Source organism: Fretibacter rubidus (assembly GCF_041429785.1).
GTDB lineage: Bacteria > Pseudomonadota > Alphaproteobacteria > Caulobacterales > Maricaulaceae > Fretibacter > Fretibacter rubidus.
Window position 1 is genome coordinate 100,546 of the sequence record NZ_CP163423.1, and the last position, 16,316, is coordinate 116,861.

19 protein-coding genes and 1 pseudogene are annotated in these 16,316 nt (G+C 50.6%); 11 read left to right on the forward strand and 9 right to left on the reverse strand.

Annotation, left to right across the window (positions count from 1 at the left end):
- Positions 1–61: 61 nt before the first annotated feature.
- From ffh to AB6B37_RS00420, 3 genes are all read left to right on the forward strand, one after another.
- Positions 62–1,657 (forward strand): signal recognition particle protein, encoded by a 1,596-nt coding sequence (gene ffh, locus AB6B37_RS00410; protein ID WP_371396919.1) that lies wholly within the window; start codon positions 62–64, stop codon positions 1,655–1,657.
- A gap of 33 nt (positions 1,658–1,690) precedes the next feature.
- Positions 1,691–2,206 carry a 30S ribosomal protein S16 gene (rpsP, locus tag AB6B37_RS00415; protein ID WP_371396920.1) on the forward strand — a complete coding sequence of 172 codons (516 nt, stop codon included), beginning with the start codon at positions 1,691–1,693 and terminating at the stop codon, positions 2,204–2,206.
- A gap of 155 nt (positions 2,207–2,361) precedes the next feature.
- The gene (locus AB6B37_RS00420; protein WP_371396921.1) at positions 2,362–3,132 is read left to right on the forward strand and encodes a DUF2853 family protein; all 771 of its coding nucleotides are present in this window, start codon (positions 2,362–2,364) and stop codon (positions 3,130–3,132) included.
- Positions 3,133–3,196: 64 nt separating this feature from the next.
- Here the strand turns inward: AB6B37_RS00420 and AB6B37_RS00425 are convergent, their stop codons facing one another.
- Complete coding sequence (locus tag AB6B37_RS00425; protein WP_371396922.1) at positions 3,197–3,961, reverse strand: hypothetical protein; 765 nt, start codon at positions 3,959–3,961, stop codon at positions 3,197–3,199.
- A gap of 96 nt (positions 3,962–4,057) precedes the next feature.
- A complete protein-coding gene (locus AB6B37_RS00430; RefSeq protein ID WP_371396923.1) occupies positions 4,058–4,705 on the reverse strand; it encodes a MarC family protein in 648 nt (215 codons plus the stop codon).
- Positions 4,706–5,035: 330 nt separating this feature from the next.
- On the opposite strand from AB6B37_RS00430, the pseudogene AB6B37_RS00435 reads away from it, so the two are divergent.
- The 3 genes and pseudogenes from AB6B37_RS00435 to AB6B37_RS00445 form a co-directional block, all read left to right on the forward strand.
- Positions 5,036–5,764, forward strand: a pseudogene (locus AB6B37_RS00435) (SPFH domain-containing protein); the annotation flags it as partial.
- Positions 5,765–5,767: 3 nt separating this feature from the next.
- Entirely contained in the window at positions 5,768–5,956 is a 189-nt protein-coding gene (locus AB6B37_RS00440) for an Arc family DNA binding domain-containing protein (protein ID WP_371396924.1), read from the forward strand.
- The gene (locus AB6B37_RS00445; RefSeq protein WP_371396925.1) at positions 5,946–6,125 is read left to right on the forward strand and encodes a DUF4177 domain-containing protein; all 180 of its coding nucleotides are present in this window, start codon (positions 5,946–5,948) and stop codon (positions 6,123–6,125) included. The genes AB6B37_RS00440 and AB6B37_RS00445 overlap by 11 nt, the downstream gene beginning before the upstream one ends.
- A gap of 52 nt (positions 6,126–6,177) precedes the next feature.
- Here the strand turns inward: AB6B37_RS00445 and AB6B37_RS00450 are convergent, their stop codons facing one another.
- Both AB6B37_RS00450 and AB6B37_RS00455 read right to left on the reverse strand, forming a co-directional pair.
- Positions 6,178–6,558, reverse strand: coding sequence for a VOC family protein (locus AB6B37_RS00450; RefSeq protein WP_371396926.1), 381 nt, complete (start codon positions 6,556–6,558; stop codon positions 6,178–6,180).
- Between the two features lie 68 nt (positions 6,559–6,626).
- Positions 6,627–7,367, reverse strand: coding sequence for a helix-turn-helix domain-containing protein (locus tag AB6B37_RS00455; protein ID WP_371396927.1), 741 nt, complete (start codon positions 7,365–7,367; stop codon positions 6,627–6,629).
- A 114-nt stretch (positions 7,368–7,481) separates the two neighbouring features.
- On the opposite strand from AB6B37_RS00455, the gene AB6B37_RS00460 reads away from it, so the two are divergent.
- Entirely contained in the window at positions 7,482–8,105 is a 624-nt protein-coding gene (locus tag AB6B37_RS00460; protein ID WP_371396928.1) for a LysE family translocator, read from the forward strand.
- Positions 8,106–8,157: 52 nt separating this feature from the next.
- Here the strand turns inward: AB6B37_RS00460 and AB6B37_RS00465 are convergent, their stop codons facing one another.
- Positions 8,158–9,498 (reverse strand): hypothetical protein, encoded by a 1,341-nt coding sequence (locus AB6B37_RS00465; protein WP_371396929.1) that lies wholly within the window; start codon positions 9,496–9,498, stop codon positions 8,158–8,160.
- Between the two features lie 341 nt (positions 9,499–9,839).
- Between AB6B37_RS00465 and AB6B37_RS00470 the strand changes: the two genes are divergently transcribed.
- The 3 genes from AB6B37_RS00470 to AB6B37_RS00480 all read left to right on the forward strand — a co-directional run bounded on the left by AB6B37_RS00470 (position 9,840) and on the right by AB6B37_RS00480 (position 11,701).
- Positions 9,840–10,112 carry a 4a-hydroxytetrahydrobiopterin dehydratase gene (locus tag AB6B37_RS00470; RefSeq protein WP_371396930.1) on the forward strand — a complete coding sequence of 91 codons (273 nt, stop codon included), beginning with the start codon at positions 9,840–9,842 and terminating at the stop codon, positions 10,110–10,112.
- Positions 10,113–11,156 carry a 2-dehydropantoate 2-reductase gene (locus AB6B37_RS00475; protein ID WP_371396931.1) on the forward strand — a complete coding sequence of 348 codons (1,044 nt, stop codon included), beginning with the start codon at positions 10,113–10,115 and terminating at the stop codon, positions 11,154–11,156.
- Positions 11,157–11,362: 206 nt separating this feature from the next.
- The gene (locus AB6B37_RS00480) at positions 11,363–11,701 is read left to right on the forward strand and encodes a hypothetical protein (protein ID WP_371396932.1); all 339 of its coding nucleotides are present in this window, start codon (positions 11,363–11,365) and stop codon (positions 11,699–11,701) included.
- On the opposite strand, the gene AB6B37_RS00485 is transcribed toward AB6B37_RS00480, so the two are convergent.
- Complete coding sequence (locus tag AB6B37_RS00485; RefSeq protein ID WP_371396933.1) at positions 11,698–12,528, reverse strand: enoyl-ACP reductase; 831 nt, start codon at positions 12,526–12,528, stop codon at positions 11,698–11,700. The two genes, AB6B37_RS00480 and AB6B37_RS00485, sit on opposite strands and share 4 nt — an antisense overlap.
- Before the next feature lie 178 nt (positions 12,529–12,706).
- Between AB6B37_RS00485 and AB6B37_RS00490 the strand changes: the two genes are divergently transcribed.
- On the forward strand, positions 12,707–13,426 hold the full coding sequence (locus AB6B37_RS00490; RefSeq protein ID WP_371396934.1) for an autoinducer binding domain-containing protein: 720 nt from the start codon (positions 12,707–12,709) through the stop codon (positions 13,424–13,426).
- A gap of 280 nt (positions 13,427–13,706) precedes the next feature.
- Here the strand turns inward: AB6B37_RS00490 and fabB are convergent, their stop codons facing one another.
- From fabB to AB6B37_RS00505, 3 genes are all read right to left on the reverse strand, one after another.
- Positions 13,707–14,930: a beta-ketoacyl-ACP synthase I gene (gene fabB / locus AB6B37_RS00495; RefSeq protein WP_371396935.1), complete on the reverse strand. Its 1,224-nt coding sequence runs from the start codon at positions 14,928–14,930 to the stop codon at positions 13,707–13,709.
- Positions 14,930–15,463 carry a 3-hydroxyacyl-[acyl-carrier-protein] dehydratase FabA gene (gene fabA / locus AB6B37_RS00500; RefSeq protein ID WP_371398476.1) on the reverse strand — a complete coding sequence of 178 codons (534 nt, stop codon included), beginning with the start codon at positions 15,461–15,463 and terminating at the stop codon, positions 14,930–14,932. The genes fabB and fabA overlap by 1 nt, the downstream gene beginning before the upstream one ends.
- Positions 15,464–15,593: 130 nt before the next feature.
- Entirely contained in the window at positions 15,594–16,214 is a 621-nt protein-coding gene (locus AB6B37_RS00505) for an SH3 domain-containing protein (protein WP_371396936.1), read from the reverse strand.
- Between the last annotated feature and the right edge of the window lie 102 nt (positions 16,215–16,316).

The following is a 16,316-nucleotide window of genomic DNA, read 5'->3' on the forward strand; positions in this document are numbered from 1 at the left end:
TCCTCCGGTCGACGTCTACGTCCACCGGAGCTTTTTGGCTTATGCGCATTATGGAGTGTGTATGTTCGAGGCTCTCGGCGATAAATTAACGGGTGTATTTGACAACCTGACAGGGCGTGGGGCGCTGTCGGAAAAAGACGTGTCCGCAGCCCTGCGCGAAATTCGCGTGGCCTTGCTAGAGGCCGATGTCGCCCTACCTGTCGTCAAAGACTTTATTGCGAAAATCAAAGACGAAGCCGTTGGTGACAAGGTCATCAAGTCAATTAAGCCTGGGCAGCAGGTTGTTAAAATCGTGCATGACGGTCTGGTTGAAATGCTCGGCGGGTCTTTGTCTGATGACGGCAAAGAAGCCAGCGCGATCTCCAGCCAGCTACAGCTTGCGGGGCGTCCGCCCGTTGCGATTTTGATGGCTGGTTTACAGGGTTCTGGTAAAACCACGACCTCTGGCAAAATCGCGAAATTCCTAAAAGACCGCCATAAGAAAAAAGTCCTTCTGGCGTCCCTTGATACGCGCCGTCCAGCCGCCATGGAGCAGCTTGGTATTTTGGCCGAGCAAACAGGTAATGGCTTCCTTCCGATTGTCGCGGGCGAATCGGCTGTCGATATTGCGGCGCGCGCCATGGATCAGGGGGCCAAAGGCGGTTATGACGTTGTCTTCCTTGATACGGCGGGTCGCACCACAATTGACGAAGAATTGATGGCTGAGGTGGCCGAGATTGCTGCAATCGCCAAGCCTGTCGAGACGCTGCTGGTGGCTGATAGTTTGACAGGTCAAGACGCGGTGGAAACGGCCAAACGTTTTCACGCGCAATTACCGCTGACGGGTCTTGTCCTGACCCGGATTGACGGTGATGGGCGCGGCGGTGCAGCGCTGTCTATGCGTGCCGTGACAGGCTTGCCGATTAAGTTTTTGGGCACTGGCGAAAAGCTAGACGCGATTGAGGCCTTTGACGCCGAACGCCTTGCGGGCCGTATTTTGGGTCAAGGCGATATTGTCTCTCTTGTGGAGCGCGCCTCTGAAGTGCTGGACGCCAAAGAAGCCGAACGCGTTGCCAAGAAAATGGAAAAAGGGACATTTGATCTCGACGACCTTGGCAAGCAACTTGGCCAGATGCAGAAAATGGGCGGCATGGGCGGCCTGATGAAAATGATGCCTGGCATGGGCAAAATGAAAAAACAGCTGGATGCGGCAGGCGGCGTTGACGATAAGCTGTTAAAACAGCAACAAGCCATCATCCTGTCTATGACGCCAACTGAGCGTAAAAATCCTGCACTGCTGAAAGCGTCGCGTAAAAAACGTATCGCGGCGGGGTCCGGTATGTCCGTGCAAGAGGTCAATAAGCTTCTTAAGATGCACCGCCAAATGTCCGATATGATGAAGAAAATGGGCAAGGGCGGTATGGCCGGTATGATGCAAGCTATGGGCGGTGGTATGCCCGGTATGCCCAAAATGCCCGGCGGGATGAGCGCCAAAGGCGGCCAGATGGGCGGTATGCCTAATCCTGGCGATATAGATCCGGCAATGCTCGAAGATTTGAAAAAACAATTGGGCTCCGGCTCTGGCGTCCCGAAACTGCCGGGTATTGGTGGTAAGTTACCGGGTCTTGGTGGGGGTCTCCCCGGCCTTGGCTCTCCCTTTGGTAAGAAAAAGAAATAACTGAATTACACTCGACATTAAAAGGAAAACATTATGTCACTTAAAATCCGTCTGGCCCGTCACGGCGCCAAAAAACGTCCTTATTACCGCGTTGTTATCGCCGATAGCCGCGCACCGCGTGATGGTCGTTTCATCGACCGCGTCGGGTCTTATAACCCAATGCTGCCTAAAGACTCTGAGGACCGCGTGCAGCTTGATGTTGAAAAATGTAAAGAATGGCTCGCCAAAGGCGCCCGTCCAACAGAGCGCGTTGCGCGTTTTCTGGGCGCGGCTGGTCTTTGGGATTGGAAAGCTGGCAATAACCCGTCCAAAGGTGAGCCCGGTGCCAAAGCCAAGCAAATGATCATCGACAAGAAAGAAAAAGAAGAAGCCCGCAAGGCGGCTGAAGAAGAAGCCAAGCAGGCGGCAAAAGAGGCTAAAGAAGCCGCTGACGCCGCTGCTAAAGAGGCTGCTGAAGCCGCGAAAAACGCGTCAGCTGAGGAAGCCCCAGCAGCAGAAGCCCCCGCTGAAGAGGCACCTGCCGCAGAAGACAAGCCTGCTGAAGAGTAGAGCTTATTGCGCTTAAGATTTAAAACCGCTCTCTGCTATCAGAGGGCGGTTTTTTTATGGGCGAGCCCAAATGCGCCAAAAGTTAGGACGCGCATTCTAATTTAAAGGCCTATCTATATCTCATCGAATGACCTGCTATCCGAAAGAGATACACCATGAATACAACATTTAAAAAAGCCGCTACCACATATAACGGCCTTGCTCCTGTTAAAACTGTCCGCCGTGCGCGCCGCGCCTATGTCGGTCTTCACGGCCTGATGTTTGAACGCGCGCAGATGCGTGCCGCACAAGCGCGTCAACTGACATCAGAGCTTTTTGCGGATCTGGTTGTCAAAGGCGAGCTTATCGAAGCCAAAGCGTCTGTTACGGCCAAAGAAACACAAGCCAAAGTCATTACAACGGTAAAAGATACCGCCCTTGATGGCCGCGACGCTGTTGTCGATATGTTACCATCTGCTAAGTCCCGCGTTAGCGCGTTGGAAGCCGAAGTTGACGCCTTAGAAGCCAAATTATCCAATATGGCTAAAGTCGCAGCCAAGCCTGCCAAAGCAAAGACGCCAGTTGTCAAAAAAGACACCGCTAAGGCAAAAGCGACTAAAACTGATGACAAATACGCCTCTTTCATCGCCGACGTACAAGGTTATGACGCCGATGCTGACGTTGCTGTTATCAAAAAAATCGTGAACTATTGCGGTATCGCGCTGCAAAGCCGTGACGGCATGTTTGTGGCCTGCTCAGACGAGACAGAGCGCAACACTGTTCGTGATAGTCTGTTGGTTAAAAAGTTTGGCATGACAGACGCGCAATCAGAGCTTGACGCATTGGTCATGGCCGTTTGCGAGACAATGCAAAAAGACCGCATGAAAAACCGTGTAACCTTCTATTATCTGCTTGCGAAAAACGAAGGTAAATTGGCTGCGTTTTAAGCCTGACGTCATTTAAAAAAGAAACCGCCGCAGCAATCTGTGGCGGTTTTTTTTATGGCTGAAATTATTGGGTGATAAAGGCTGCTAATGGTGCGCTTAGGGCGTCTCGCAGTGTATCTGGATCTATTCTCTTATCGCTATGGGCGCTGGGGTCATAGACCGTAGGGTGTCCGGCAATATTGTATAATTTTGACAATCGCACGCAAAGCTCCATCGGGTCGCCGCCCGTTAAAACGACGGCATGATGCACGCCAATCGTATCGCCGTTGCGCGCGCGGCACCACCGTTGCGCTGTCCCAACTAGCTTTCGCCCTTTATACAAAAGATTGTAATCCCCGTCGCAAAAGCTACCCGGTTTCGCCCCGATTTCCGTAGTAATGCTCAGCGCATTAAACCCTGTTTGCAAGGCCTGACACATAGCGTTGTAAGTCTCGTGAACGCCGGGGTGCGCTTTGTGGCGCGTGAAAAAGGTGATGTTCATTGTGCCAGGGCCTTGGGGTACGGCGGTGCCGCCTGTGCCGCGAATGGCGAGCGGCTCTGCGGTGAAGCCTTTGAGTGTAAAATCTTCCCGAACGCCTAGTTTGGCCGCTTCGCGTTTTGAGAGGGATATCGACGTGGCGGGTATCCAGCCATAAACAAGCGGACCACACGACGGGTCATCAAAGGCGGCACTTCGCATAACCGATAGGCGCGCTTCCTCCCAGCTGTAAGCCTCGCGCAAGGCTATGCCGTCACGGGGGTGGTCTTTCCAATCGGAAGCCAACGACAACGGATCATAAATATCTCCGCGCGGTGGAGCCGTGACGGATTTAAGCGTAGGATCTATCATGGAATAATTACGGGCGAGGCGGGACTTAGTTCGTTTAACTATCAAGCGAACAGTTTTTTATAACCGCAAATTGTCATACGCCTCTGGCTTTTATGCCTAGAATAAAGCGCCTTTAATGCCGTCCAATATAAATTGCGCCGCGAGGGTCGCGAGCAATACACCCAGAACACGGGTCAGTACATTGGTAAAGGTTTTGCCCATTAATTTCATCAAAAGGCCAGAAATTAAAAACGAAACTAATGTGATGATGAGGACAGCGCCTAGCGCGCTCATTATGGCGATTTGTTGGGGGAGGCCATTACCAGCCTCAGATGATAAAATCAGCAAAGACGCCATTGTGCCAGGCCCTGCAATCATAGGGATGCCCATGGGGAACACTGAAATATCTTCGGGGTCGCCAATTTCTTCTAGCAAGTCTTCGGCGCGTTCTTCGCGCGTTTCTGTGCGTTTCTCGAACACCATATTCAGACCAATGACAAAGAGCATGATGCCGCCCGCAATGCGTAGCGCGTCAAGACTAATGCCTAGCTTGGCGAAGACCCAATCCCCGAAATAGGCAAACAGCACAAGGATGACTGCCGCAACAGAGACCGCTTTGAACGCCATATCTTTTTGGTGTTTGCGCGTCGTGCCTTGGGTCAGGGTCGCAAAAATTGGCGCGCATCCCGGCGGGTCAATAATCACAAACAACACGGCAAAGGCGGCCGCGAAAAGCTCTAAATCAAAATATTGGGCGAATTCCATAATACTCTACATGTCTGAGTTGCGCAGCAAGCTGTGCCGTCTTGGCGTTCTCCTAACGCCGTGCGGCAATCAGAGCAAGCCTTGTGAAAATACAATAGCAGAAATACAGATCGTTTACCTTGTTTTCCAATTCGCACCCCACATGTTTGACAATTAGATATCAAAATGATATCAATTCATTGCAAAAAGGAGAAAAATATGAGTGATATTGCAGAACGTGAAGTAAAATCGGTCAGCGGGATACCGTTTTTGATTGTCCTATTGGGAGTGATCGGACTTATCGCTTTTGGCGTCGTTAGCCGTATGGTGACGCCCGTCGCGATTATTATCGCCGTGCCCATTGTTATATTTTTGATTGCGGGTCTTTATAAGGTCGAACCAAACCAATCGGCGGTGCTAAGCCTGTTTGGGAAATATATTGGCACAGTGCGGGCTAACGGTCTGCGGTTTAACAATCCCTTTTATACGAAGAAAAAAGTAAGCTTTCGGGTGCGTAACTTTGAAAGTGGACGTTTGAAAGTCAATGAACTCGACGGCTCGCCCATTGAAATTGCGGCCATTGTGGTGTGGGAAGTCAGCGATTCTGCTGAAGCGGTCTTTAACGTCGATGACTATGAAAGCTTTGTGCAAATCCAAAGCGAATCCGCCATACGTGCCATGGCAACTAGCTACCCTTATGATCAGAATGAAGACGGACAGATTAGCCTTCGGTCTCATCCGGCTGAAATTTCCGAGCGTCTTCGTGCGGAAATTCAAGACCGTTTGGCGCAAGCTGGGATTAACGTGATTGAATCACGCATCTCCCATTTGGCCTATTCCCCTGAAATTGCCCAAGCCATGCTGCAACGTCAGCAAGCAGGTGCGATTATCGCAGCGCGTCAAAAAATTGTCGAAGGTGCGGTCGGTATGGTCGAAATGGCGTTGGACGAGTTGTCACAAAAGGGCGTGGTCGAGTTGGATAACGAACGCCGTGCGGCGATGGTGTCTAACCTTCTGGTCGTATTATGTTCAGATCGGGCGACGCAACCTGTGGTTAATACTGGCTCGCTTTACCAATAGATAGTGGCCGATAAAAAATCATATCCCTTGCGGATCAGCGCTGAAGTGCTGACCGCGATGCGCCGTTGGTCAGATGATGAACTACGGAGCGTCAATGCACAGATTGAATATGTTCTGCGCGATGCGCTGCGTCAGTCGGGGCGGCTAAAAGACGGGTCTTCCAAAAAGAAGGATACAGATAATGCAAAATAGAAAATGGAATTATAAAGTCGAAACGATTAAAGCGGGTATCTTTTTTAGCCAAGAAAAACAAGACGCTGTTATCGAAGAGCGCCTAAATAGGTTGGGTATGGAAGGCTGGGAATTTGTGCAACTCATACATGGCTACGGCACCTATCCGCGTGTCGTTTTACGGCGCTAGAGCGCTTAATGCGGGCATAATCGGGCAGGCGATGGGCCTGCCCGACAAGCGCTTACGTCATCGAACTGAGCCCAAACATATTGCCCTCTGTATCTTTGCATAATGTGACCCAACCAAATTCCCCGATAGAAAATTTGGGTCGAATGAGCTGACCGCCCGCATCCACAATCCGGGATTGCTCAATTTCGCAGTCCGCGACAGAAAAATACACTATTGTTCCTCCGACGCCTGGTGCGGCATAGGGCGATTTGGTCAGGGCGCCAGATGCGCCATAAGCCCCCATATTCGATGGAAAGCTCATCATCTGCGTTTCACCCGATGCATCAATTAATTCTTCAAGCGTATAGCCTAGCACCGTTTCATAAAATAATACGGCACGGTCAAGGTCGTTAACATAAATATCAAACCATCCAACGGCGTTCATCTTTGTCATTTTTAAATCCTATATGTTCTATTGAAGTAAAACACTTACGGCTTTGAAGCTGTTGCGTATTGTATAAATCAGACATCAAATTTTTTAGTGTAACGCGCGGGTGTATATCCTGTTGCTTTACGAAATGAATGTATGAAGTGGGCTTGGTCGGCATAGGATGATATATCCTTGCCGCTTAGGGTTTGTTGCAATCGTATTACTTTTAAAAAGTCATGCGGTGCAAAGCCGGTCGTTGTTTTAAGTTTGCGTTGCAACTGTCTCGGTGACAGTTGCGCAAAATGCGCCATATTTGATACGGTCTTAATGTCATCTATATTTTCAAATATCTTTTGCGTTATTGGATTTGCAACAACTTGTTTATTTTCAATCAGCGTATCAACAAAGCGTGATAAAACGACTTGTTTTTCCGCAAAGTCCAAACCTGTCATCTCTTGATTTATTTGAAGCAAGGGCAGCTTACCTGCGTATGGCTTGTCTACTATTCCTGATAGAATTGCCTCATCGTGATCTTGCCACACGCCTGGTAAAAACCGAATATTCACAAAAGAAAAATTCCGACCCAAATTGAGTTCCTCAGAGGTCGCTCGTAATTTCGAAAGACCAGCGATCCTTCTATCGCGTTGGTCGAATATCACATAAGTGCAAGCATCAGGCAGGGCGTGAAAGCGGTAGTCATGCAGGAGCGTATTTTCAGTGTGGATGTCCAGATAGCGATGCACAATTGATTTCAGATGTTGGGGCGGTCGTGTTTCAGTAAACTGCACAGAGCCAACCGATTTTTCTATACCGTTTCCTTTTGGATCATACATCGTCGTGTACACCTCTGCTTTGTCAGTGTGAAAAGTAACAGTTGGTATCAGGGAGGGCAACACACTCCACCAAATCCATATTGACCCTATTCAATGCCCGCCCTAATCAGCCCTATGTCATTTGATTTATGGATAGCGCTTGTTGCTTTGTTTGGTATCGGCGGATTGACGCCGGGGCCTGCGGTGATGTTGGTCTTGGCATCAGCGTTTCGTTACGGCTTTCGTCCTGCGCTATTGCCTGCGCTGGGTGTGGCGTCGGCCAATGTATTGTGGTTAGTTCTGGCAGCATCGGGCGCGGCGGCGCTCGCAACCGCTTATCCACAAGGGTTTTTGGCCTTAAAATTAACTGGGCTTATGGTGATATTTTATCTGGGCTTAAAGACTATATTTGGGCCGTTACCCTCGGCGGATATTAGTCGCGATGACGCGCCGCGTCGCTCACGGCTGTATGCCCAAGGCTTTGCATTACAAATTAGTAGCCCTATGCCATTGGTTTTTTTCGGCCTTTTACTGCCCGCCTATTTCGATGCGTCCAAAGCCATGGCTCCGCAATTTACGATTATGTTGATAACTGTCACCGTCACAGAAATGGTCGGACTGGCGGCTTATGCTTACGGTGCGCAGTCTATTCGCAATTGGCTTCGCAGTGCACGCGCGGCAAAAGCGTTTAATATCCTGATCGGTGTTGTCATGATCGCCTCTGGCCTTTGGGCGGTAGCGTCAACGTCTGGACATTAGATATAAAAAAGCCCCGCCGAAACGACGAGGCTTAATCAAAATTTAAAACCGCTTAGCGGGATTCGTATGGATTGCTTTTATAGCATGTCGTGCTGCCATCAGCACAACCACGACCCATTTGCGATGCTGTTGGTGCCGTTGTAAGGCCCGTGCCACTGACTGGGTCATTTAGGCCATAAGCTACGCCATTGTTATAACTACGCGTCAAATCGTTATTTGTGCCCATCGTATAATCAGAGCTGTAAATAGTAGCTGATGACGCTGTTGTGCTGTCAAAGCTCGATGTTGAGTGGCTTGAACCAGAGTAGCTTGACCCTGAGGAGCTTGGCGCCACATAGCTTGAGCTAGAATGGCCAGACGTCGCGTAGCTTGGTGATGTGCTAGCGCCATAAGTTGCGCCAGAATAGCTGGAGCCGCTGCTATAGCTAGATCCAGATGTATATGACGACGCACCGCCGCTGCTATATGTGCTAGAAGATGTTGTGCTGTAATTTTGTGTGCCGGGCTTACAGACGACTTGACGCCATTCGTAACGTTCTGCGCTGATGAGAACCTTTTTGGCAACATCGGCAAATTGTGTTGGCACATTGACTTTGCGAACATCGGCTGGACGGGCAACCTCTTCTACTGTGATAGAACGGTATTGTGCAGGCACAGGAATTTCACGTACGCCACCGGGATCGGCCACAACCTGTTTCATAATAGAGCGGTATTTTGCGGGAACGGACTGGCGCTGTACTTGCGCGGGTTGCACGATAACTTTGCGGTTATATTCGACCTGTTCGCCAGGCACTTCGACAAGGCACCAAATCTCGCAGTTCTCGCCGCATTGTGTGCCGCCTTGCGCGCCGTACATAGTTGTCGAGCTATAACCGCGACCGCCAATACCCGCATCAGCGGTTGAGTGAACCTTATAGCCTTGCGCCATTAATTTCCCAGGATTACCGCGTTTCCACACAAGACGAGGCGGCCCGCAATCGACACAAGATGTTTTTGTCACAAATTGTGGGGGTGTTACCGTCAGCTTGTCATAGCTTGGGCGGACCATCACTTGTTCAGACACGGATTTAAACGTCGGCTGACGGACTTCATACCGTACGGAAGCTTCTTTAATTTCAACTTGTTCTTGGCGCGTCACTAATTCGGCTTGGTCGACAATAATGTCTTCATAGGGATCGTGAACTGCAACACGTTCGGATTCAGTGGCGTATTGCGCCGGAATTTCAACGCGGGCGTAACACATGCCAGCTTGCGGACTAGCGGGCAGCATATCCGGTGTGTAGCTTGGGGCCGTTGGGCCGCTACCTGCAAAAGCGCTCACGCTAAATGTTGCGCTGGCCAGTAATCCAGAGGCCAAAGCGCCAGTTTTTGATTTCAATTTAAGCATCGTCATATCCATACCCTTTAAAACGAATGACCGACCATCCTATTATAGGAATAAAGACGATCTTTGGCCTGTCTGTGCAAGTTCAGTGCCGAAACGCATAGGTCCCACAATAATCTCGCTGTTAAATCCCGTTACAGGGTTTAGCCTGCACGGGACATGAACATCGCGCGATACCGTCCTGACAGCCCTAAGGTTAATAAAGCGTAATAATTGTGGCGGGACTGTGGCACGCTCGCTGGGGTTGCGCGCAAATCTTCATATTTATAGAAAATAGCTCGCTTTTTTACAGTGTCTGTGGCTAAAAAGACACGAATTACTCGCTTTACCCACTCTCATAGGAGCCGCCCATGGACGTGCTTAACCCCAAAGATGTTGCCCAAGACTTGCCCGGCTGGACAGGTGGCGATGATTTTATCACCAAAGTGTTCAAATTTGATGATTTCGCCGAGGCCTTCGGTTTTATGACCCGTATTGCCATTATCGCTGATAAAATGGATCATCACCCTGAATGGTTTAATGTCTATAACCGGGTCGATGTGACGCTGACCACTCATGATGCGGGCGGGGTTACTCACAAAGACGTCACCCTGGCAGAAGCCATGGAAAAGGCCGCAGGTTAAGTGAGCGTAAGGGATACGCCGCTTTCTATCGCTATCTTTGGGGCAGGATCTATTGGACTATATTGCGGTGGGCAGCTTGCCAGCGCGGGATGCGATGTCAGCTTTATCGGGCGTGTCTCTATGGCGACGCGGGTCAAAGACGGTTTTCGCCTTACACATTTTGACCGCGACCCCATTGTCGTTAGTGCAGCGCAATTTAACTTTTACGAAGGGCCTGACGCTGACGCTTTGGCTATGGCCGATATCGTTATCATCTGTGTTAAATCCCAAGACAGCGCAGAGGCGGCGGCCTCAATTGCGCCCCACATCAATGATGATACACTAGTTATCAGTTTCCAAAATGGCCTTCGTAATAAACCAACGTTAGACAACGGCTTGGCTGGACAGGGTATCGTGCTCGGCGCTGTTGTGCCGTTTAATGTCACCCGTACAGAGGCCGCGACATGGCACTGCGGCACAGAAGGGGGCGTGACAATACAGGCCCATGATGACCGCCGCCTAACAGAGTTAAAAGAGGCCTTTGCGCGGGCAGGGCACAGTGTCACAATGTCGGACGATATCACGGCCGTGCAGTGGGGAAAACTCTTGGTGAACCTCAATAACGGGCTGAACGCCTTGTCTGGTGGCACATTGCTTTCTGGCCTGATGCAACGCCCTTACCGCCTTGTGCTGGCCGCGATGATTGCAGAGGCTATCGACATATTAAACAAGGCCGGGATTACACCGGCAGCTTTTGGCAAAGCATCGCCGCAAAAAATGCTAAAAATCCTACCTTTGCCCAACTGGATTTACGCTATTATCATGAACCGTATTGTTAAAATCGACCCGTCTGCACGGTCGTCCATGCTGGATGACCTTGATAGTGGACGCCCTTGTGAGATTGAATATTTACAAGGCGAAATCGTCGCCCTCGCGCGCAGCGTCGGCCTGAGTGCGCCGATAAATGCCCGTGTTCAAAGCTTAGTCGAAGAGGCTTTTGCGGCGGGCCGTTCCCCTAAAATGAGCGGGACAGAGATTTATAGCGCGGTGATGGATAGCGCGTAGGCGCGTTAATTCTTATATGGAATGCTCTGCTTTCATTTGCAGGGCTGTCTTAAGCTTTCGTTTAATTTATAACGCTTCCACATATGGTCTTCATAGCTTTCATACGGCTTGCCTTGTTTAGGTTTGATTAAACAATGGGGCCTATCTGCTTTCGATTGCCATGTCGCATTAAGGGTCGATTAACCATAAAACCTTATTGCGAGATTATGAAAACAATGGTCGTAGAAATGCTCACTGAACCTGGCGCAGAGGCGCTCATCGCGCAGATGGGCCGACGGCTCGGGACAAAGACACGGTCTAAAGTGATTGAAAAAACCCTGACCCTTATTCAACAGGATTTTCATATATCAGAAGTCACACAGTGGTTTTCAGAACCGCGTTTCGCCCCGACACAACGCACAACTGTGCGATTATCTGACGGTACAGCCGCATTCGCCGCCGCCCTCGCGTCTAGCGTCAACAGGGGCCGCCCGATTGTCCTCATGGAGCTTGTTTATTTCGCCGCCGCAAAGCTAAGCCGCGATGATTTAGACAGCGCGGCCTAGCTTTCCAAACTCGCGCGTAATGCGTCTTCTTGGGGCATGCCGATGGCGTGGAAGCCGCCGTCGACGTGGTGGGTTTCACCCGTGCAAGACGCGCCGAGGTCGGATAGCAGATAAAGGGCTGCGCCCGCGACGCCTTTGGCATCGGTATTGTCCTGCATCGCACTGGCGGCTTTGTTAAAGCGGAACATGTGACGGCCAGAGCCAATACCGGCCGCCGCCAGTGTTTTAATTGGGCCTGCGGATATGGCGTTGACGCGGATACCGCGCGGGCCAAGATCTGCCGCCATATAGCGGGTGGACGCCTCAAGCGCGGCTTTGGCCACGCCCATGACATTGTAATTGGGAATAACCCGTTCAGATCCAAGATAGGTGAGCGTTACCATGGCGCCGTCATCATTCATCATCTGGCTCGCGCGGCGGCCTGCGTCGACAAAGCTATAGGCGGAAATATCAAGCGCGGATTTGAAGCCGTCGCGTGTCGTATTATCAATAAAGCTGCCCGCCAGTTGGTCTTTACCCGCAAAAGCAATGGCGTGGACAAGGAAATCCATTGTGCCCCATTTGTCTTTCAGGGCGGCAAAGGTGCTGTCCATTGTGGCGTCATCCGTCACGTCACACTCTAAAAGCGTGTCAGAGCCAACACTTTCAGCCAGAGGTTTGACGCGGCGTAGCAAGTTTTCGCCCTGATAGGTAAAGGCTAGTTCGGCGCCTTGGGCAGCGAGCTGTTGTGCAATCGCCCAAGCAATAGAGTTTTTATTCGCGACACCCATGATAAGGCCACGCTTGCCTGCCATTAATGTGCCTGTTGGAAATGCGTTCTCTGCCATGACTTTGCCTTATATCTTACTAAAATTAGGCTTAAAATTAGGGGAAACCGCCCATAAAGGCTAGCGTCATTTTAGTCCAATTTTCAATAACTAAAAAAGTGAGATTAGCGCGTTTACGCCTTTAAGGTGTTGGGCTATGGTGTTGTGGGGCTGCAATAGCAGTATGTTGGGGAAATCGGTGACGTTTAAGACCTTATTGGGCATTGCGGACCAAATGTATAATGCGACGGACCCAGATGCCGTCTTTGATACTTTTTTGGACTATGCTAAAGGCCTCGGCCTTGATTTCCTCTTTATTGGGCGGTGGGGCTTTATGCTAAGCCATCCGCAAGGCGAGCCTCAATTTTTCCGATCTAATATGCCGGAATGGGCAAAGGTTTATTTCGACAATGGCTATATCCATATCGATCCCTGTATTCATCTGGCGATGCGGATTAATCGGGCATTTTTCTATAAAGAAGCCTTTGTGGATTTGACGCCTGCGCAAGAGAAATTTGTCAAAGATGCGCGTGAACACGGTATGGTCGACGGTTTTGTCGTGCCCATTCATCGTCGTCTCGGTGCACCGGGGGCGGTCACAATGGGCGCCAAGGCTCCGCTGGATATCTCTAAAATAGACTGCCTGCGCTTGGAAATGCTGTCCCATATGGCCTACGGCGTAATTGATGAATTACAGGGCACAGATCAACAGCTTCAAATAATGCGATTGACCGACCGGGAACGCACGGTGCTGACATTGGTGGCGCGCGGCAAAACCAATTGGGAAATTGGCGCGATATTATCAATTAGCGAATATTCTGTCCGTGATTACCTAAAGACCTTGTCAAAACAGCTAGAGACCGCCAACCGTACCCATACTGTCGTTCGGGCCATGCAATTGGGTTTGATTTCCCCATAGTGCGGCATTTTGGCCTATGATTGGCATGATTTGGGCGGAAAGCGGCCATCATGGACATGGACTACCCGAATGTAGGGTTTTGGAAAATTTCAAATTTCGCAATGACAGTCATGTGTGGGGTCAATGTCATACGGTTCGCTGCTGAGTTTCGGCTACAGTGCCCCGTAGTCACCTTGCTGTCGGACCGTATGACGGGTCCCACACACCTTCTCCGCCAGAACGCCATAAAAAACGCGAAACCCGAAGGTTTCGCGCGCTTATTCGTGGTATATTGTAGGGGCTAGACTTTACTAAAAATCACGCTGCCATTTGTGCCGCCAAAGCCAAAGCTGTTGGACATGATGGCGTTCAACTTTGTGTCAATTGTCTCGCGCGCAATATTGATTTTGGGCAGTTCTGGATCCAAATCAAACACGTTAATTGACGGCGCGACAAAGTCGTTTTTCATCATAAGCAAACTATAAATAGCCTCTTGCACGCCAGCCGCGCCCAGTGAGTGCCCAGTCATCGATTTGGTCGCAGACAAATACGGCCCGTCCTCGCCAAACACGCGCGCAATCGCGCCTGTTTCGGCTACGTCGCCAACAGGGGTCGATGTGGCGTGGGGGTTAATATAATCTACGCCGTTGACGCCTGATTTTGCCGCATCAGCCAAGGCCCCGCGCATGGCACGTTCTGCCCCGACGCCGTTGGGCGCGACCATATCATACCCATCTGATGTGGCTTGGTAGCCGGTGATTTCTGCGTAAATCTCCGCGCCGCGCGCCTTGGCGTGCTCGTAATCTTCAAGCACGAGCATACCCGCACCGCCTGCAATAACAAAGCCGTCGCGATTTACGTCAAAGGCGCGGCTCGCCGTTTCAGGTGCGCCATTATATTTGCTGCTCATCGCGCCCATAGCGTCAAAAAGCGCAGTCATGGCCCATTCAAGCTCTTCGCCGCCGCCCGCAAACATAATGTCTTGTTTGCCCCATTGAATTTGCTCTGCCGCTGCGCCGATACAATGCAGTGATGTGGTGCACGCGCTGGTAATAGAATAGTTCACACCTTGGATTTTAAAATGAGTGGCCAGTGTCGCTGATACCGTTGAAGACATGGCCTTTGGTACGGCGAACGGCCCAATGCGTTTGGGGGAATTATTCTTGCGCGTGATGTCTGCCGCGCGGACAATTTCAATCGCGCTGGGACCGCCAGAGCCCGCGATAATGCCTGTGCGCTCGTTGGAGACCTGGTCCTCAGATAATCCCGCATCATCAATGGCTTGTTGCATCGCGACCGCTGTCCAGCCTGCGCCTTCGCCCATAAACCGGTAGCTGCGCTTATCAATCATACCCTTGGGGTCAAGAGAGGGCCGCCCCGATACGCAGGACCGAAAACCAAGCTCTGTTTGCTTTTCGTCCCGTGTGATCCCGGATTTTCCAGCCTTCAAGCTCTCGGTGACGGTTTTGGCGTCATCGCCTATGCACGATACAATGCCCAATCCTGTAATAACAACGCGCCGCATTATGCCATATCTCCGTTTTCTGCTGCCTCGGTTTCAGGGGGTATAAACAACCCAACCCGCAAATCTTTGGCTTTGTAAATCACTTCGCCGTCGGCTTCCATTGTGCCGTCAGCAATGCCGAGCACGAGGCGGCGTCTGATGACGCGCTTCAAATCAATTTTATAACGCACATGTTTGACGTCTGGCGTCACTTGGCCTGTGAATTTCACCTCGCCGACACCTAGCGCGCGTCCCCGTCCCGGAGACCCTGTCCAGCCGAGCCAAAAGCCAACTAATTGCCACATGGCATCTAGACCAAGACAGCCTGGCATCACCGGATCGCCGCGAAAATGGCATTCAAAAAACCATAAGTCTTTGTGAATATCCAAATCCGCAATAATTTCGCCTTTATCGTAAAGTCCACCTTCGTCACTGATGTGGTTGATACGGTCGAGCATCAACATGGGCGGTAGGGGCAGTTTCGCATTGCCTGGGCCAAACAGGCTTTGTTCGCCACTGATAATCAGGTCATCATAGCTATAAGAGGATTGAATTTTTTTCACAGTATGTCCCTTTTTACCGACCTGTAATTAAAGCTCACAGTAGCGGCTTGGGGCCTAACTTCAAGGGTGATTTGTGACGATTTGAGAGCGAAAAAACCTGCGTCTAAGAAAAATGTGCCCGTTAGAAAAGCGGGTTAGCCCCCCAAAGCGTGTCTCGTTTTGCCCAGCCCTTTATTTTGCCGTCCGCTATGACGCGGCACCAGCTATCTTCACAAAAATCTAGCTGCAAAACTGCGTCTTTCTGCGCAATCGCAATTAAGGGGGCGTCGACTTTGGGGCGTTTTAAAATATCAATCTGTGCCGTGGTAATAACATTGCGTTGACCCGATAGCCCCGACAGATAGACCCAGGCTTCTTCACCATTGATGTCACGAATTTTGCGCCATTGTTCAGTCTCCGCCACAACAATCACAGGCAAGCCCCGCTTGCGATATTGCCAGAGTACAGAATGTTCCATGCTGGGCCCAGAACGCCCGTTAGTTTTTGAAAATTTAAGCGAGACATAACGCGGCACTTCAAAACCTGAAGGTGTGTTGGCTGCCCCAACGCGGTAAATCGCGCGGTGGGTCTTGTGCGTGTTCACGGTGTTTGTGTTGGGCAGGGGTTTAACGACACGCTTCATGGGCGGTGTCGCTTTTTCCAAGGTCGTATGGGACTTTGCATCTTGGGCGAGTGCTGTCCCTGATACGGTCAATGCCGCTATAAGGCAAAAAACGCCTGCCTTTATCTGAAAGTCCCACATGATATCGTCACAGTATAATTAATGAAAGATGACCCCTGTTTGCGCCCAAAGCTTAAACGCACTGTTAAAACGGTCTAAATTAATCAGACTTTTTGGATGAAT

Bases quoted from the DNA above. Each gene is read 5' to 3' on its own strand.
- ffh (WP_371396919.1), top strand. From the start codon at position 62: ATGTTCGAGGCTCTCGGCGATAAATTAACGGGTGTATTTGACAACCTG.
- rpsP (WP_371396920.1), top strand. From the start codon at position 1,691: ATGTCACTTAAAATCCGTCTGGCCCGTCACGGCGCCAAAAAACGTCCT.
- AB6B37_RS00420 (WP_371396921.1), top strand. From the start codon at position 2,362: ATGAATACAACATTTAAAAAAGCCGCTACCACATATAACGGCCTTGCT.
- AB6B37_RS00425 (WP_371396922.1), bottom strand. From the start codon at position 3,961: ATGATAGATCCTACGCTTAAATCCGTCACGGCTCCACCGCGCGGAGAT.
- AB6B37_RS00430 (WP_371396923.1), bottom strand. From the start codon at position 4,705: ATGGAATTCGCCCAATATTTTGATTTAGAGCTTTTCGCGGCCGCCTTT.
- AB6B37_RS00445 (WP_371396925.1), top strand. From the start codon at position 5,946: ATGCAAAATAGAAAATGGAATTATAAAGTCGAAACGATTAAAGCGGGT.
- AB6B37_RS00450 (WP_371396926.1), bottom strand. From the start codon at position 6,558: ATGACAAAGATGAACGCCGTTGGATGGTTTGATATTTATGTTAACGAC.
- AB6B37_RS00455 (WP_371396927.1), bottom strand. From the start codon at position 7,367: ATGTATGATCCAAAAGGAAACGGTATAGAAAAATCGGTTGGCTCTGTG.
- AB6B37_RS00460 (WP_371396928.1), top strand. From the start codon at position 7,482: ATGTCATTTGATTTATGGATAGCGCTTGTTGCTTTGTTTGGTATCGGC.
- AB6B37_RS00465 (WP_371396929.1), bottom strand. From the start codon at position 9,498: ATGACGATGCTTAAATTGAAATCAAAAACTGGCGCTTTGGCCTCTGGA.
- AB6B37_RS00470 (WP_371396930.1), top strand. From the start codon at position 9,840: ATGGACGTGCTTAACCCCAAAGATGTTGCCCAAGACTTGCCCGGCTGG.
- AB6B37_RS00480 (WP_371396932.1), top strand. From the start codon at position 11,363: ATGAAAACAATGGTCGTAGAAATGCTCACTGAACCTGGCGCAGAGGCG.
- AB6B37_RS00485 (WP_371396933.1), bottom strand. From the start codon at position 12,528: ATGGCAGAGAACGCATTTCCAACAGGCACATTAATGGCAGGCAAGCGT.
- fabB (WP_371396935.1), bottom strand. From the start codon at position 14,930: ATGCGGCGCGTTGTTATTACAGGATTGGGCATTGTATCGTGCATAGGC.
- AB6B37_RS00505 (WP_371396936.1), bottom strand. From the start codon at position 16,214: ATGTGGGACTTTCAGATAAAGGCAGGCGTTTTTTGCCTTATAGCGGCA.